The 16,246-nt window shown below is 71.2% G+C and carries 16 protein-coding genes; 10 read left to right on the forward strand and 6 right to left on the reverse strand.

What is annotated here, in order from left to right; genetic code table 11:
* Genes argC through ACWG52_RS29820 form a run of 5 tightly spaced genes read left to right on the forward strand, consistent with a single transcriptional unit; the run spans position 1 to position 4,870 of the window.
* The gene (gene argC / locus ACWG52_RS29800; RefSeq protein ID WP_389814902.1) at positions 1–1,029 is read left to right on the forward strand and encodes an N-acetyl-gamma-glutamyl-phosphate reductase; all 1,029 of its coding nucleotides are present in this window, start codon (positions 1–3) and stop codon (positions 1,027–1,029) included.
* Positions 1,026–2,183, forward strand: a complete 1,158-nt coding sequence (gene argJ, locus ACWG52_RS29805; protein ID WP_389814905.1) for a bifunctional glutamate N-acetyltransferase/amino-acid acetyltransferase ArgJ — start codon at positions 1,026–1,028, stop codon at positions 2,181–2,183. The genes argC and argJ overlap by 4 nt, the downstream gene beginning before the upstream one ends.
* A complete protein-coding gene (argB, locus tag ACWG52_RS29810) occupies positions 2,180–3,124 on the forward strand; it encodes an acetylglutamate kinase (protein ID WP_389814908.1) in 945 nt (314 codons plus the stop codon). The genes argJ and argB overlap by 4 nt, the downstream gene beginning before the upstream one ends.
* Positions 3,121–4,326, forward strand: coding sequence for an acetylornithine transaminase (locus tag ACWG52_RS29815; protein ID WP_389814911.1), 1,206 nt, complete (start codon positions 3,121–3,123; stop codon positions 4,324–4,326). The genes argB and ACWG52_RS29815 overlap by 4 nt, the downstream gene beginning before the upstream one ends.
* Positions 4,327–4,333: 7 nt before the next feature.
* Positions 4,334–4,870, forward strand: a complete 537-nt coding sequence (locus tag ACWG52_RS29820; protein ID WP_030010023.1) for an arginine repressor — start codon at positions 4,334–4,336, stop codon at positions 4,868–4,870.
* 40 nt (positions 4,871–4,910) lie between these two features.
* On the opposite strand, the gene ACWG52_RS29825 is transcribed toward ACWG52_RS29820, so the two are convergent.
* From ACWG52_RS29825 to ACWG52_RS29835, 3 genes are read right to left on the reverse strand one after another with little or no spacing between them, the layout of a single operon-like run.
* Positions 4,911–5,603: a L,D-transpeptidase family protein gene (locus ACWG52_RS29825; RefSeq protein WP_389815120.1), complete on the reverse strand. Its 693-nt coding sequence runs from the start codon at positions 5,601–5,603 to the stop codon at positions 4,911–4,913.
* A 6-nt stretch (positions 5,604–5,609) separates the two neighbouring features.
* A complete protein-coding gene (locus ACWG52_RS29830; protein WP_030723505.1) occupies positions 5,610–6,191 on the reverse strand; it encodes a pyridoxamine 5'-phosphate oxidase family protein in 582 nt (193 codons plus the stop codon).
* Positions 6,192–6,196: 5 nt separating this feature from the next.
* Positions 6,197–7,555, reverse strand: coding sequence for a HEAT repeat domain-containing protein (locus ACWG52_RS29835; protein WP_389814915.1), 1,359 nt, complete (start codon positions 7,553–7,555; stop codon positions 6,197–6,199).
* A 197-nt stretch (positions 7,556–7,752) separates the two neighbouring features.
* On the opposite strand from ACWG52_RS29835, the gene ACWG52_RS29840 reads away from it, so the two are divergent.
* Positions 7,753–8,946 carry an argininosuccinate synthase gene (locus tag ACWG52_RS29840; protein WP_030009472.1) on the forward strand — a complete coding sequence of 398 codons (1,194 nt, stop codon included), beginning with the start codon at positions 7,753–7,755 and terminating at the stop codon, positions 8,944–8,946.
* A gap of 145 nt (positions 8,947–9,091) precedes the next feature.
* Positions 9,092–10,519: an argininosuccinate lyase gene (gene argH / locus ACWG52_RS29845; protein ID WP_389814919.1), complete on the forward strand. Its 1,428-nt coding sequence runs from the start codon at positions 9,092–9,094 to the stop codon at positions 10,517–10,519.
* 65 nt (positions 10,520–10,584) lie between these two features.
* Here the strand turns inward: argH and ACWG52_RS29850 are convergent, their stop codons facing one another.
* Both ACWG52_RS29850 and ACWG52_RS29855 read right to left on the reverse strand, forming a co-directional pair.
* The gene (locus tag ACWG52_RS29850) at positions 10,585–11,007 is read right to left on the reverse strand and encodes a hypothetical protein (protein ID WP_386022431.1); all 423 of its coding nucleotides are present in this window, start codon (positions 11,005–11,007) and stop codon (positions 10,585–10,587) included.
* 179 nt (positions 11,008–11,186) lie between these two features.
* Positions 11,187–11,714: an HAD domain-containing protein gene (locus ACWG52_RS29855; protein ID WP_389814923.1), complete on the reverse strand. Its 528-nt coding sequence runs from the start codon at positions 11,712–11,714 to the stop codon at positions 11,187–11,189.
* An 89-nt stretch (positions 11,715–11,803) separates the two neighbouring features.
* Here ACWG52_RS29855 and ACWG52_RS29860 point away from each other — a divergent pair, with 89 nt between their 5' ends.
* The 3 genes from ACWG52_RS29860 to ACWG52_RS29870 all read left to right on the forward strand — a co-directional run bounded on the left by ACWG52_RS29860 (position 11,804) and on the right by ACWG52_RS29870 (position 15,442).
* Positions 11,804–12,355, forward strand: coding sequence for a TetR/AcrR family transcriptional regulator (locus ACWG52_RS29860; protein WP_033222513.1), 552 nt, complete (start codon positions 11,804–11,806; stop codon positions 12,353–12,355).
* Positions 12,352–13,896 carry an MFS transporter gene (locus ACWG52_RS29865; protein WP_390141338.1) on the forward strand — a complete coding sequence of 515 codons (1,545 nt, stop codon included), beginning with the start codon at positions 12,352–12,354 and terminating at the stop codon, positions 13,894–13,896. The genes ACWG52_RS29860 and ACWG52_RS29865 overlap by 4 nt, the downstream gene beginning before the upstream one ends.
* Before the next feature lie 70 nt (positions 13,897–13,966).
* Positions 13,967–15,442: a membrane-associated oxidoreductase gene (locus tag ACWG52_RS29870; RefSeq protein WP_389814929.1), complete on the forward strand. Its 1,476-nt coding sequence runs from the start codon at positions 13,967–13,969 to the stop codon at positions 15,440–15,442.
* A 7-nt stretch (positions 15,443–15,449) separates the two neighbouring features.
* On the opposite strand, the gene ACWG52_RS29875 is transcribed toward ACWG52_RS29870, so the two are convergent.
* Complete coding sequence (locus ACWG52_RS29875; RefSeq protein ID WP_033222645.1) at positions 15,450–16,079, reverse strand: lysophospholipid acyltransferase family protein; 630 nt, start codon at positions 16,077–16,079, stop codon at positions 15,450–15,452.
* Between the last annotated feature and the right edge of the window lie 167 nt (positions 16,080–16,246).

Here is a 16,246-nt window from a genome sequence, read left to right on the forward strand (position 1 = left end):
ATGGTGGTACGTGTAGCGGTGGCCGGTGCGAGCGGGTACGCGGGCGGAGAAGTCCTGCGCCTCCTGCTCTCGCACCCCGAGGTGGAGATCGGCGCCCTGACCGGCAACTCCAACGCCGGACAACTCCTCGGCTCCCTGCAACCCCACCTCGTGCCGCTCGCGGGACGCACCCTGGAGGCGACCACCTCCGTGGTCCTCGCCGGCCACGATGTCGTCTTCCTCGCCCTCCCGCACGGCCAGTCCGCCGCCGTCGCCGCCCAGCTCGGCGAGGACGTCCTCGTCGTCGACATGGGCGCCGACCACCGGCTCAAGGACTCCGCCGACTGGGACGCCTTCTACGGGGCCCCGCACGCCGGTACCTGGCCCTACGGGCTCCCCGAACTGCCGGGTGCGCGCGAGGCACTGGCGGGCACGAAGCGCATCGCCGTCCCCGGCTGCTTCCCCACCGCCGTCTCCCTCGCGCTCTTCCCCGCCTACCAGGGGAAGTTCGCCGAGCCGGAGGCCGTGATCGTCGCCGCCACCGGCACCTCCGGCGCGGGCAAGGCCCTCAAGCCGCACCTGCTCGGCGCCGAGGTCATGGGCTCGGTGACCCCGTACGGCGTGGGCGGCGGACACCGCCACACGCCCGAGATGGTGCAGAACCTCAGCCCGCTCGCGGGAGAGCGCGTCTGCGTCTCCTTCACGCCGACCCTCGTGCCCATGGCCCGCGGCATCCTCGCCACGTGCTCGGCCAAGGCGCTCCCCGGCACCACCGCCGAATCGCTGCGCGCCGCGTACGAGAAGGCCTATGCCGACGAGCCCTTCGTCCACCTGCTGCCCGAGGGCCGGATGCCGTCCACCAAATCCGTCCACGGTTCCAACGCCGTCCACGTCCAGGTCGCCTACGACGAGTCCGCCCGCCGGATCATCGCCGTCAGCGCCATCGACAACCTCACCAAGGGCACCGCCGGCGGCGCGGTGCAGAGCATGAACATCGCCCTGGGGCTTCACGAGAGCCTGGGTCTTTCGACGATCGGAGTCGCACCGTGAGCGTCACGGCAGCACAGGGATTCACGGCAGCGGGCATCGCCGCCGGGATCAAGGCCAACGGCAACCCCGACCTGGCCCTCGTGGTCAACAACGGGCCGAGTCTGGCCGCCGCGGGCGTCTTCACCTCCAACCGCGTCAAGGCCGCCCCCGTGCACTGGACCGAGCAGGTCCTGCGCGGCGCCGCCGTCGGCGCGGTCGTCCTGAACTCCGGCGGCGCCAACGCCTGCACCGGACCCAAGGGCTTCCAGGACACCCACGCCACCGCGGAGAAGGTCGCCCAGGTGCTCGGCGGCGACTTCAACGCCGGCGAGATCGCGGTCGCCTCCACCGGCCTGATCGGCGTTCTGCTCCCCATGGACAAACTGCTCCCCGGCATCGAGACCGCGGCCGCGGCCCTGTCCGCCGACGGCGGCGAGGCCGCCGCCATCGCCATCAAGACCACCGACACCGTGCACAAGACGGCCACCGTCTCGCAGGGAGGCTGGACCGTCGGCGGCATGGCCAAGGGCGCCGGCATGCTCGCCCCGGGCCTGGCCACCATGCTCGTCGTCCTCACCACCGACGCCGACCTGGACAGCGCCACCCTCGACAAGGCGCTGCGCGCCGCCACCCGCACCACCTTCGACCGGATCGACTCCGACGGCTGCATGTCCACCAACGACACGGTGCTGCTGCTCGCCTCCGGAGCCTCCGGCCAGGTGCCGGCGTACGAGGACTTCGCCGAGGCCGTGCGCAAGGTCTGCGACGACCTGGCCCGCCAACTCATCGGCGACGCCGAGGGCGCCAGCAAGGACATCCGCATCGAGGTCATCGGCGCGCTGACCGAGGACGACGCGGTCGAGGTCGGCCGCTCCATCGCCCGGAACAACCTCCTCAAGTGCGCCATCCACGGCGAGGACCCGAACTGGGGCCGGGTGCTCTCAGCGATCGGCACCACCAAGGCCGCCTTCGACCCGGACCGGCTGAACGTCGCCATCAACGACGTCTGGGTCTGCCGCAACGGTTCGGTCGGCGACGACCGCGACCTGGTCTCCATGAAGGGCCGCGAGGTCCGGATCACCGCCGACCTGTCCAACGGCAGCGAGTCCGCCGTGATCTGGGGCAACGACCTGACCGCCGAGTACGTCCACGAGAACAGCGCCTACTCCTCATGAGCGACGAGAAGGCCGGCCTGCCCGGCACCTCCGGCGGCACCGCCCGCAAGCACACCGCCCTGCCCAAGGCGCAGATCCTCATCGAGGCCCTGCCGTGGCTCACCCGCCACAACGGCAAGATCGTCGTCATCAAGTTCGGCGGCAACGCCATGATCGACGAGGAGCTCAAGGCAGCCTTCGCCCAGGACGTGGTCTTCCTGCGCCAGGCCGGCCTGAAGCCGGTCGTGGTACACGGCGGCGGCCCCCAGATCAACGCCCAGCTCGACAAGCAGGGCCTGGTCAGCGAGTTCAAGGCGGGGCTGCGCGTCACGACCCCGGAAGCCATGGACGTCGTACGGATGGTCCTCGCGGGCCACGTCCAGCGTGAACTGGTCGGGCTGCTCAACCAGCACGGGCCGCTCGCCGTCGGCATGACCGGCGAGGACGCCCGCACCATGATCGCGACGAAGCACAGCCCGGAGATCGGCGGCGAGGTCATCGACATCGGCCGGGTCGGGGAGATCACCTCCATCGACACCGGCGCCATCGAGGCCCTGCTGGCCGACGGCCGGATCCCGGTCATCTCCTCCATCGCCGGCAGCGCCGACGACCACCACGTCTACAACGTCAACGCCGACACGGCGGCCGCGGCGCTCGCCGCCGCTCTCGGCGCCGAGACACTGATGGTCCTCACCGACGTCGAAGGCCTGTACGCGGACTGGCCCAACAGCGACGAGGTCATCAGCAAGCTCACCGTCAGCGAGCTGGAGAAGCTGCTGCCCGAGCTGTCCAGCGGCATGGTGCCCAAGATGGAGGGCTGCCTGCACGCCGTACGCCACGGCGTGAACACCGCCCGCGTGCTCGACGGGCGGGTCCAGCACTCGATCCTGCTGGAGATCTTCACGGACTCCGGCATCGGCACGATGGTCGTGCCCGACCACCAGTCAGGGGGAACGCAATGACGAAGGGCACCGGCAACCAGGAGTACGGCGCGCGCTGGCAGGGGGCGCTGACCAACAACTACGGCACCCCCGCGGTCGCACTGGTACGGGGCGAGGGCGCCCAGGTCTGGGACGCCGACGGCAAGCAGTACACCGACTTCGTCGGCGGTATCGCGGTCAACGCCCTCGGGCACGCCCACCCGGCGATCGTCGCGGCCGTGACCGAGCAGATCTCCACCCTCGGCCACGTCTCCAACCTCTTCATCTCCGAGCCGGTCGTCGCGCTCGGCGAGCGGCTGCTCCAGCTCTTCGGCCGCCCCGGCAAGGTCTTCTTCTGCAACTCGGGCGCCGAGTCCGTCGAGGCCGCCTTCAAGATCGGCCGGCTGACCGGGCGGACCCACATGGTCGCCACCGACGGCGGCTTCCACGGCCGGACCATGGGCGCGCTCGCGCTCACCGGCCAGCCCAAGAAGCAGGAACCCTTCCGGCCCCTGCCGGGCGACGTCACGCACGTCCCGTTCGGTGACGTCGAGGCCCTGCGGGCCGCCGTCACCGAGGAGACCGCGCTCGTCGTCATCGAGCCCATCCAGGGCGAGAACGGCGTCGTCGTACCCCCCGCCGGGTACCTGACGGCCGCCCGCGAGATCACCCGCGCCACCGGCACCCTGCTCGTCCTCGACGAGGTCCAGACCGGCATCGGCCGCTGCGGCCAGTGGTTCGAGCACCAGGCCCACGAGGACGTCGAGCCCGACATCGTCACCCTCGCCAAGGGGCTGGGCGGCGGTCTGCCGATCGGCGCGGTGGTCGCCTTCGGCCCCGTCGCCGACCTGCTGCAGCCGGGCCAGCACGGCACCACCTTCGGCGGGAACCCGGTCGCCTGCGCGGCCGGCCTCGCCGTCATCGACACGATCGCCACGGGCGGACTGCTCGACCAGGTCAAGGCCCGGGGGGAGCGACTGCGCTCCGGGATCGAGGGCACGGGCCACGCCCTGGTCTCCCACGTCCGGGGCTCGGGACTGCTGCTGGGTATCGTGCTGACCGAGCCGCTCGCCGCCCAGGTGCAGCAGGCGGCTCAGGACGCCGGCTTCCTGGTCAACGCGCCCGCCCCCGACGTCGTACGGCTCATGCCCCCGTACGTACTCACCGAGGCCGAGGCGGACGCGTTCGTCCGGGCCCTGCCCGGCATCCTTGACGCAGCAGGCGGGGACGGATCCGGAGAATGAGACGACGATGAGTCAGGCGCAGGACAACGAGCAAGGCGGCCAGGCCGTCCCGCAGACCCGCACCGCGCGTCACCGCCGGATCGTGGACATCCTCAACCGGCAGCCGGTCCGCTCCCAGAGCCAGCTGGCGAAGCTGCTCGCCGACGACGGGCTGAGCGTCACCCAGGCGACGCTCTCGCGGGACCTCGACGAGCTGGGCGCGGTGAAGATCCGCAACACCGGCGGCGAGCTGATCTACGCGGTACCCAGCGAGGGCGGCTTCCGCACCCCGCAGGCCCCGCTCGGCGAGTCCGCGAAGGAGGAGCGCATGCGGCGCCTCTCCGGGGAACTGCTGATCTCGGCGGAGGCCTCCGCGAACCTCGTGGTCCTGCGCACCCCGCCGGGTGCGGCGCAGTTCCTCGCCTCGGCGATCGACCAGGCCGAGCTCCGCGCGATCCTCGGCACGATCGCGGGCGACGACACCCTGATGCTGATCAGCCGGGATCCGGCGGGCGGCCAGGCCCTGGCCGACCACCTGCTGCGGCTGGCGCAGAAGGAGAGCTGAACAGGCTCTTGCGGCTCTTCCGGATCCTGCCGGGCCCGGCTCAGTACCGGGTCACGGCCAGGTCCCCGGATTCGGTGCCGATCGCGATGTGCGGACGGCGGCGCGGGTCCGCCCAGCGCAGGATCGCCCGCATGGCCGACTCGGGCACGGACACGCAACCGGCCGTCGCGCCCTTGCCGTTGACGTGCAGGAAGATCCCGGCGCCCCGGCCGCGTACGGGCCGGTCGTAGTTGAAGGCGATCACCAGCGCGTGCGCGTACTGCTTCTCGTACGTCACCAGGTGCTCGGCCTCGCCCGGCGCGCAGTCCGCGGGCAGCGGCTCGACCCAGCGGTTGTAGTGGGCGGACGCGTTGTCCTGGCACCACCAGGAGTCCTGGGTCACCCGCCGGTAGAGGTGGTCCGTGCCGGACGGTGCCCGCCGGATCCCGAAGGCGTAGGGGAGTGCGTAGAGGCCCGCGGGTGTCGTATCCGTGCCCTGGGTCCGCGCCGCGCCCTCGGTCAGGCCGTTCGCGCCGAACCGCGCGGGCGCGCTCCCGGACCGGTGCCAACGTCCCGCCCATCGCTCCCACCAGATCACCCGACCGGTGGTGGAGCCGGAGGTGGGCGCCACGGCGGTGATGAGCTGGCTTCCCCCGCCGGTGTCGGCGAGCCGGTCGGGCAGGGGCGCCTGCGAGGGGGCCTGCGGAAGCAGGGTCGTGACGACGAGTGAGACGGCGACTACAGCGGTACGCAGCACATGTCAGACGGTACGGGGCGGAAGCGGCAGCGGCAGCGCAGGCAGGCCGTCGACGCTCGATCCGATGAACTCCTTCTTCTCGCAGTACGCGGCGAACTCCTCGTCCGTCTTGCGACCGAAGTACTCGGCGTGCAGCGTCCGCTCGCCCTGGTACTCCATCAGGGGGACGGCGTACCCGCAGACATCCGCGATCCGGCGGGCATGGACCAGGATGATCGCCCGCGCCGACGGCCCGTCGGCGTCACCGAACAGCGCGATCAGCTCGCCCCAGCGCGGATCGTCGCGGAAGACCGCCTCGCCCTCGCCGTGGATGCGCACGATGTTGGGCGGCCCGGAGAACGCGCACCACATCAGGGTGATCCGGCCGTTCTCCCGGACGTGGGCGATGGTCTCGGCGCCACTGCCCCCGAAGTCCAGGTAGGCCAGGGTCTGTTCGTCGATGACGACGAGGGTTCCGGCCCGGCCCTTCGGGGAGAGGTTGACATGACCGTCACCCGTGAGCGGGGCGGTCGCGGTGAAGAAGATCGGCTGCTCCTCGATGAACGTGCGCAGCCGGCCGTCTATGCGTTCGTAGAGCTTTCCCATGCCGATCAGTATGCGTCCGCCGGGACCGGGAGCCCGAGGCCGTAGCGCATCCGCCGCATGACGTGGTCGCTGAACAGGTGCGTGCACCGGTCCAGGAGGGCGCCGACCTCAGGGTCCCGCGCGGGCAGGTCCGGTGGCCGGTTCGGGCTCCACATGCTCTGGACGCGCTGCGCGGCGATCGTCCGCAAGGCCGGGTCACGGTCCGTCAGCAGGGCGACGGAGGCGCGCAGTCCGGCCACCCCGCCCCGGGCGAACAGCAGCCGGTACGCGGCCCGGCGGGTGTGCGACGGCCGCCCGGGCTCGATACGGGCCATCAGCCAGTCGGCGGGCAGCCGGTCGGTCGAGGCGCCGAGGCTCCGGGCGACCTCGCGGGCCACCGCGGGCGCCGGGTCGTCCAGGAGCGGCCGCAGCAGCTCGACGTCGGTGACGTCCAGCAGCCGCAGCCCACCGACGGCGGCGGCGCGCACCTGACCGGCCGGGTGCACCAGCAGTGCGCGCAGCAGCGGCGCGTCCTCGCGGCGCGCGCACTCGGCGAAGGCCGTCACCGCGTACGGGGTCACGCGGGCGGGATCGGCCAGCGGCTCGCGGCACAGCGGGCGTGGGTCGCCACCGGCCTGGCGGACCAGCCAACGGGCGCAGGCCCGGACCATCCCGGAGCGGTCGCGGAGGTGATCCGCGGCCTCGGCGGCCCGGCCGGCCCCGCGCAGGGCGGTGACCCCGGCCGCGCGGACCATCTGGCCGTGCCCGCCGAGCAGCGTGTCGACGGCCTCGTCGTCCGGCCCGTCGGCGGCCAGGGCGGCCAGCGTCGCGTCCGTCCACAGCCCGCCCGTCGCCGGGTCCTGTTCCGTCGCGGCCAGCGCGGCCAGCTCCCGTACGTCCAGCAGCCCGGCCCCGAGGGTCAGCCGTGCGGCGAACCGCCGGGTCCGGGGGTCCGGGCTCGCGCGCAGTTCGGCGAGGAGGGCGTGGTCCTCGTCGAGCAGGTCCTCGAAGCGCTCCAGCGCCCAGGCGCCCTGCTCGCGCCGGCCGAGCCGTACGACGAGCGGCGTCAGCCGGTGCAGCGTGCCCGCGAGGTCGTCGGCCAAGGCCCTGGCCAGGACCTGCCGGGCCCGCGCGCGGACGGCCGGCACCCAGTCCGCGCAGCGGATCGCCGCGAACTCCAGCAGTGGCGACAGCAGGGGCTGCGGCGACCGCAGGGTCGCCTCGCGGATCCGGCCGTCGGGATGGCACAGCTTCACGGCGTCCGGCGTGTCGACGGGGCTCACGTACCACCAGGTGGAGGTTCGCCGGACCGCGTGGTCGAAGGCGATCCAGTCGGCCGCCGGAGCCCCCGGCGAGGGCGGTCGTGGCTCCGCGCCCGTGTCCATACGTCCTCCCCTGTGGTTGTCGAGGTTGATCGTAGGTAATCGGGCCGCCGCCTCGCCTCCCATATATCCGCAGGTCAGGTGGGACGTATGGGGGAGGGGCGGAGGGCGCGCGGGCAGCGCTCCCCGAGTCGATTGACGAAACATACGGAGTAGTGCATAGTTATGCCTGTCGTTGAATGCACCGTAAGGAGAAACCCGTGACCGAGCGCGTCGTACTCGCCTACTCGGGCGGCCTGGACACCTCCGTCGCCATCGGCTGGATCGCCGAGGAGACGGGCGCCGAGGTCATCGCCGTTGCCGTGGACGTCGGCCAGGGCGGCGAGGACCTGGACGTCATCCGCAAGCGCGCGCTCGACTGCGGTGCGGTCGAGGCCGAGGTCGCCGACGCCTCCGACGAGTTCGCCAACGAGTACTGCCTCCCGGCGATCAAGGCGAACGCCCTCTACATGGACCGGTACCCGCTGGTCTCGGCGCTCTCCCGGCCGGCCATCGTCAAGCACCTGGTCGCCGCCGCCAAGAAGCACGGCGCCACGACCGTCGCCCACGGCTGCACCGGCAAGGGCAACGACCAGGTCCGCTTCGAGGCGGGCATCGTCGCCCTCGCCCCGGACCTCAAGTGCATCGCCCCGGTCCGTGACTACGCGATGACCCGGGACAAGGCGATCGCCTTCTGCGAGGAGAAGCAGCTCCCGATCGCGACCACCAAGAAGTCCCCGTACTCCATCGACCAGAACGTCTTCGGGCGCGCCGTCGAGACGGGCTTCCTGGAGGACATCTGGAACGCCCCGATCGAGGACATCTACGAGTACACCTCGAACCCGGCCCTGCCGCGCGAGGCCGACGAGGTCGTCATCTCCTTCAAGGAGGGCGTCCCGGTCGCCATCGACGGCAAGCCCGTCACCGTGCTGCAGGCCATCCAGCAGCTCAACGACCGCGCCGGAGCCCAGGGCATCGGCCGGATCGACATCGTCGAGGACCGCCTCGTGGGCATCAAGTCCCGTGAGGTGTACGAGGCCCCGGGCGCGATCGCGCTGATCACGGCCCACCAGGAGCTGGAGAACGTCACCGTCGAGCGCGAGCTGGCCCGTTACAAGCGGCAGGTCGAGCAGCGCTGGGGCGAGATGGTCTACGACGGCCTGTGGTTCTCCCCGCTCAAGCGCGCCCTGGACGGCTTCATCAACGAGGCCAACCAGCACGTCACCGGTGACATCCGGATGACCCTGCACGGCGGCCGGGCCGTCGTCACCGGCCGGAAGTCGGACGAGTCGCTGTACGACTTCAACCTCGCCACCTACGACTCGGGCGACACCTTCGACCAGTCCAAGGCCCAGGGCTTCATCGAGATCTTCGGTCTCTCCTCGAAGATCGCGGCCCGCCGCGACCTCGCCTGACCGACCAGCAGTTCGGACCGCCTCCCCGTTACCTCCGCGGCGGGGAGGCGGTTGCACATCCGGAACCCTGCCGGCCGTCCAGGCCGGGCGGGCCCCCGGAGCCTTACCAGCAGTCAAAGCCATGCAGTCTTGAGGAGCAGTAGCTGTGAGCAGCAAAAAGGGTGACGTCCGGCTCTGGGGCGGCCGGTTCGCCGACGGTCCTTCGGAGGCGCTGGCCCTGCTGTCGGCGTCGGTCCACTTCGACTGGCGCCTCGCGCCGTACGACATCGCGGGCTCCCGCGCCCACGCACGCGTGCTCCACAAGGCCGGCCTGCTCACGGCCGACGAGCTCGACCGCATGATCGCCGGACTCGACCAGCTGGAGGCCGACGTGGCCGACGGCTCCTTCACCGGCACCATCGCCGACGAGGACGTGCACACCGCCCTGGAACGCGGCCTGCTGGAGCGGCTCGGCGCCGAGCTCGGCGGCAAGCTGCGCGCCGGCCGGTCCCGCAACGACCAGGTGGCCACGCTCTTCCGGATGTACCTGCGCGACCACGGCCGGATCATCGGCGGCCTGATCGCCGACCTCCAGGACGCGCTGGTCGGCCTCGCCGAGACGCACCACGACGTGGCCATGCCGGGCCGGACCCACCTGCAGCACGCGCAGCCGGTGCTCTTCGCCCACCACGTACTCGCCCACGTGCAGTCCCTGTCCCGGGACGCGGAGCGGCTGCGCCAGTGGGACACCCGGACCGCGGTCTCCCCGTACGGCTCGGGCGCCCTGGCCGGCTCCTCGCTGGGCCTGGACCCGGAGCAGGTCGCCGCCGACCTGGGCTTCGAGCGGGGCTCGGTCGGCAACTCGATCGACGGCACCGCCTCGCGCGACTTCGTCGCCGAGTTCGCCTTCATCACCGCGATGATCGGGATCAACCTGTCCCGGATCGCCGAGGAGATCATCATCTGGAACACGAAGGAGTTCTCCTTCGTGACGCTGCACGACGCCTTCTCGACCGGGTCGTCGATCATGCCGCAGAAGAAGAACCCGGACATCGCGGAGCTGGCGCGCGGCAAGTCGGGCCGGCTCATCGGCAATCTGACGGGCCTGCTCGCCACGCTCAAGGCGCTGCCCCTCGCGTACAACCGGGACCTCCAGGAGGACAAGGAGCCGGTCTTCGACTCCTGCGACACCCTTGAGGTCCTGCTGCCGGCCTTCACCGGCATGATGGCGACCCTCACCGTCAACCGGGAGCGGATGGAGGAGCTGGCCCCGGCCGGTTTCTCGCTCGCCACCGACATCGCCGAGTGGCTGGTCAAGCAGGGCGTGCCCTTCCGGGTGGCGCACGAGGTGGCCGGTGAGTGCGTCAAGGTCTGCGAGGGCGAGGGCATCGAGCTCGACCAGCTGACGGACGAGCAGTTCGTGAAGATCTCGGAGCACCTGACCCCCGAGGTCCGGACCGTCCTGAACGTCAAGGGCGCCTTGGCCTCCCGCAACGGCCGCGGCGGCACCGCCCCCTCGGCGGTGGCCACCCAGCTCACCGAGCTGAAGGCCGACCTGGTCATCCAGCACGCCTGGGCGGCCCACAAGCAGTAGCGGACACGCCCGGAGGGGCGGTGGGGGCCCGTCGGCCCCCACCGCCCCTCCGGCATGTCGGGGTATCAGCAGACGACGTTGATCGAGAACGGCCGGTCACTGTCCACGGCGGCGCTGCCGGGCTGGGACGGCGTCGCGGTACGGATGAAGAGGGTGTTCCCGTTCACCTGCCCGACCAGGATGGACGAGCTGCCCGGCCCCGGGTCGTTGCCGCCGTTGGTGTTGATGGTGCCCAGGAGGGCGCACCCGTTGAGGCCGGACGACGTGGTGATGTTGTAGCGGCCGATGCCGAACTTGTTGATCCCGGTGATGCCCTGCCCGCCCAGGACCTGACCGTTCGCGGCCACCTTCGCCCACGCCGTGGTGACCGCCGCGGCCTGCCGCGCCTCCCTGGACTCGGCGGACGCCGAGGACACGGCGACGACGCCGCCGACCGTCGTCAGTGCCAGCGCGGCTGCCCCGATGGCCAGCTTCCGTGATGCGTTCATGGTTCTCTCCCTGCCGAAGACGGAATACGTGCAGGTGAACCCGCCCCGGGTAACGGCCCACCGGGGAGCAGACTTCCGTGTTCCGGATCGGCGGGGGAAGGCTCCGGGGCCCCGGTCACTCCAAATGATCACAGTCCGCATCAGCCCGCTGAACACGGGTAGTCATGATCGAATCACCATCAGTAGTCGAATGGTGGCGGTGTGGCCCATGTGGCGAGAGTGTCGAAGTCCGCGCGGACCAGGCCGATCCGTTCGTCGATGCGCATCAGCAGGGTCTGTGCCGGGTGGCGCTGGTCGACGTACTCGCGGTCCATCGTCGTGATGTCGTCGTCGATCCAGGCGAAGGGTCGCCCGCCCGCGTACTCAAGGATGTACTGGGTCTTCCAGAAGGTGCCGCGCGGCGCCCGGCCGTGCATCACCGGCCAGTCGATGAAGGGGAGCCTCGGCAGCCCCAGGTGCGGGCCTATCCAGTCATTGGCCTCGTCCTTCCAGGTGGTGGCCCAGACGAGCTCGTAGGTCTCGGCGAGGGCGAGCAGCTCCGCCCCGTGGCCGTGATGGAGCCAGACCCGCAGGGGCTTGGCCTGCTCGGCCTCCGTCCAGCCCGTCGGGCGCATTCGATGGGTGCGGTAGCCCTCGGGGCGGCGCTGAGCCTTGGCCGCATAAGGGTTCAGCGGCCCGTCGACATCGATCAGCAGCAGTGGCTTCATTGCGGCAGGATTCCCTTCCGGCTGCCCCGAGGCGGCTCATTTTTCGATTGAATGAGACAGTGACGTCTCATTCAGGGTATGCTTGTCTCATGGCCATGGATCGTGACCAGGTGCTCCGCGACGCGGCCGCCCTGCTTTCCCGCAAGTCGACCGCCACGATGGACGAGGTCGCCCGCGCCGCCGGAATCGGGCGCGCGACCCTCCACCGGCACTTCGCCGGACGCGACGCCCTCGTACGGGCCCTCGAAGAACTCGGCATCCGCGAGTTCGAGGTGGCCTTCGACAAGGCCCGCCTCGACGAGGGCACCGCGGTGGACGCGATCAGACGCCTCGTCGCCGAGGCCGAACCCAACGCCCAGCTCCTGGCCTTCCTCGTCACCGAGAACCAGCTGTTCGAGGGCGACGAGGTCAACGAGGGATGGGCCCGGCTCGACGCCCGCGTCGGCGCGCTCTTCCGGCGCGGCCAGGAAGAGGGCGACATCCGGATCGACCTGAGCCCCGCATGGCTCACCGAGGCCCTCTACGGCCTCGTCGGCACCTGCGCCTGGGCCGTGATGGACGGTCGGGTCGCCGCCAAGGACTTCCAGTACATGATCATCGAGCTCTTGCTCGGTGGCGCCAGACGGAGTGTGGAGAAATGAGCACGACCCAGCACCTGAACAGCCCGATCGGGACGGAGACCAAAAGCCGCGGCCGCTGGCTCGCCCTGGGCGTGCTGGTGCTCGCCGTGCTGCTGGTCGCCGTCGACGCGACCGTACTCGGCCTCGCCACCCCCGCACTCTCCGAGGACCTCAAGCCGTCCGGCACCCAGCTGCTGTGGATAGGCGACATCTACTCCTTCGTCATCGCCGGACTCCTGGTCTCCATGGGCAGCCTCGGTGACCGCATCGGACGCAAGAAGCTGCTGCTCACCGGCGCCGCCGCGTTCGGTGCCGTGTCCGTGCTCAACGCCTACGCCACCAGCCCCGAGATGATGATCGTCGCCCGGGCCCTGCTGGGCGTCGCCGGCGCGACCCTGATGCCGTCCACCCTCGCGCTGATCCGCAACATCTTCCACGACCCCAAGGAGCGCAGCCTCGCGATCGGCATCTGGGGCGCCACCGCCTCGGCCGGCGCGGCCGTCGGCCCGGTCGTCGGCGGAGCCCTCCTCCAGCACTTCTGGTGGGGCTCGGTCTTCCTGATCAACCTTCCTGTGATGATCGCTCTGGTCGTCGTCGGAATCAAGCTGCTTCCCGAATCCAAGAACCCGGTCGCCGGTCCCTGGGACCTCGTCAGCGTCGGCCTCTCCCTCGTCGGCGTGATCAGCGTGGTCTACGCCGTCAAGGAGGTCGCCACCCACGGAGTCACCTGGGAGGTCGCGGCCACCGCGACACTGGGCGCGGGCGCCCTGTACGCCTTCGTACGCCGCCAGTTCGTCCTGCCGTCACCGCTGCTCGACATGCGGCTCTTCAAGCACCGCGGCTTCTCCGGCGCGGTCCTCGCCGACCTGCTCACCGTCTTCGGGCTCTCCGGACTGGTCTTCTTCCTCTCCCAGTTCCTGCAGCTCGTCCAGGGCCGCGATCCGCTGGAGGCGGGCCTCGCCGAACTGCCCGCCGCCATCGGCGCGGTGGTCACCGGCCTGATCGCGGGTCGGTACGCCCGCCGGTACTCGGTACGGACCATCGTGGCCGGCGGCCTCGGCGCCATCGGCCTGGCCCTCGCCGTGCTCACCCTGATCCACAAGGAGAGCGGCTACCCACTGCTCGGCGCCGCCCTGCTCGTCGTCGGCCTCGGTGCGGGATTCTCCTTCACCGTCACCGCCGACGTGATCCTCTCCAGCGTCCCCAAGGAGCAGGCCGGTTCGGCCTCCGCCGTCTCCGAGACGGCGTACGAACTCGGCGCCGCCCTCGGCATCGCCCTGCTCGGCTCCATCGTCACCGGCGTCTACCAGAGCTTCACCGCCCCGGCCTCGGTCGCGGGCCCGGTCGCCGACGCCGCGCACGAATCCCTCGGCGGTGCCGTCGAGGCCGCCAAGGCACTGGACCCGCACACCGCCCAGGTGATGGTGGGCGCGGCCCAGGACGCCTTCGTGGACGGGCTGCGGCTCGCCTCCGGCGTCGGCGCGGCCGTACTGCTGGCCACCGCCGTGGCCGCCTGGTTCCTGCTGAAGGGGCAGCGGCTCCAGGAGGGCGTCGAGCACTGACGTTCCGGTGAAGGGGTGGTGTTCCGGCCGGAGTTGACAGTTCGTAGAACGTCGGGACACCATCGCGGCGATGGAGATCAACGATCTTACCCCGGCGGAGCGCCGCGTCTGGGAGGCCTTCCCGCGCGGTGACGGGGTCGACTTCCGCGTCGCCCCCGAGGACAGCTCCGTCGACGGAGCCGACTGGGGTCCCGACCGCACCCTGCGCGCCGAGGTGCTGCGGGCGATCCTGCTGGGAGCCTGCCCCGTCGTCCAGGGGCGGATCCCCGGTCTCAAGATCAAGGGCGCGAAGATCGTGGGCAAGCTCGACCTGCGCTACGCCGTCATCGACCACCCCATCCGGCTGCGCGACTGCTGGTTCGAGCGCAAGCCCCTGATCTACGGGGCCCAGCTGCGCGCCCTGGTCCTCGGCTACTCCACCCTGCCCGGCCTGACCGCCTCCACGGTGCGCGTCGAGGTGGTCCTGCGCCTGTCCCACTGCCGGATCGCCGGCCCCGTACGGCTGCAGGGCGCCAAGATAGCCGGCGGCCTCTTCCTCCAGGGGGCGGTGATCGGCCCCACGGTCGGCGAGGAGGCGGACGAGCCCCCGCTCCAGCTGAACCACGTCGAGGTCGACACCGACATCATCGCGAACGACCTGACCGTGCACGGCCAGCTCCGCCTCAACGGGGCCACCGTCGGCGGCCAGATCCAGCTCGACGGCGCCCGGCTGCTCGCTCCCGGCGGGATCGCCCTGCACGCCGAGACCCTGACCGTCGGCACCGACCTGCGCGGGCACCGGCTGAAGGCCCGCGGCATGGTCAACCTCACCGGCTCCCGGATACCCGGCCAGGTCAACCTCACCCGCGCCGACCTCGCCAACCCGGACGGGACCGCCCTGCGCGCCTCCAGCTGCGCGATCGGCGAGCTGTGGCTGCGCCGCTGCGACCCGGTCCGCGGCGACGTGAACCTGCGCCGGTCCACCTTCGACCTGCTCCACATCGATCCGGGGGCCTGGCCCGAGCGGATCGCCATCGACGGCCTGACCTACCGCACCCTCGCCCCGCACCTCCCCGCCGAGCAGCGGCTGCCCGCCCTGGAGCGGGAGGAGTCCGGATACCTCACCTACGCCTACGAGCAGCTCGCGGCGGCCTACCGTACGGCGGGCGACGAGGCGGCCGCCCGGACCGTCCAGCTCGCGAAGCTGCGCAGGCACCGGCACACCCTGCCCCGGGCCGCCCGGGCGTGGGGGCTGCTCCAGGACGCCACCGTCGGCTACGGCTTCCGGCCGCTGCGGGCGGCGGGCTGGCTGCTGGCGTTACTCATGACGGGGTCGATCGCCTACGGGATCGACCCGCCGCGCGCCCTGAAGGCGGGGGAGGCCCCGGACTTCAACGCGGTCTTCTACACGATCGACCTGATGGTGCCGATCGTCAGTTTCGGCCAGGAGGCGGCCTTCGCACCGGGCGGCCTGCACCAGTGGCTGTCGTACGTGCTGATCGTGACCGGCTGGATCCTCGCCACCACCACGGCGGCGGGCGTCAGCCGGTCACTCCAGCGTCAGTAGGGGAGCGCTACGCGGCCTTCGCCTTGGTGGCGTACATGTCGACGTACTCCTGGCCCGAGAGGCGCATGACCTCGGCCATCACCGAGTCGGTGACGGCGCGCAGCACGTAGCGGTCGCGGTCCATGCCCTCGTAGCGGGAGAACTCCATCGGCTCGCCGAAGCGGACGGTGACCCGGCCCGGACGCGGCATGCCGGCGCCGCCGGGCTGGAGCTTGTCGGTGCCGATCATCGCGAACGGCACCACGGGGGCGCCGGTCATCAGGGTCAGGCGGGCGATGCCGGTGCGGCCGCGGTAGAGGCGGCCGTCGGGGGAGCGGGTGCCCTCGGGGTAGATGCCGAAGATCTTGCCCTCTTCGAGGATCCGGCGGCCGGTCATCAGCGCCGCGACGCCGCCGTTGGCCCCGTCACGGTCGACGGGGATCATGCCGGAACCGGAGAAGAACCAGGCCATGGCGCGGCCCTTGATCCCCTTGCCGGTCACGTACTCGTCCTTGCCGATGAAGTGGACCGTGCGGTCGCACACCAGCGGCAGGATCATGGAGTCGATGAAGGTGAGGTGGTTGCCCGCCAGGATCACCGGACCGGAGCCGGGGATGTTCTCGATGCCCTCCACGCGGGTGCGGAACATCATGCGCATGACCGGTCCGACAGTGGCTTTGATGAGCTTCGTACGGAACAACGTGGGCCCTCCGGCATCGAAAAGCGGTTCGCGCACCCACCACACGGCGGTAGCGCAGGTGAGGACGATACTCGCGGGTCAGGTCGGAGCGCACATCGGGTTCACGTGTCGGATACAGAGTGTTG

The sequence above is a fragment of the Streptomyces sp. CLCI03 genome, from assembly GCF_053615355.1.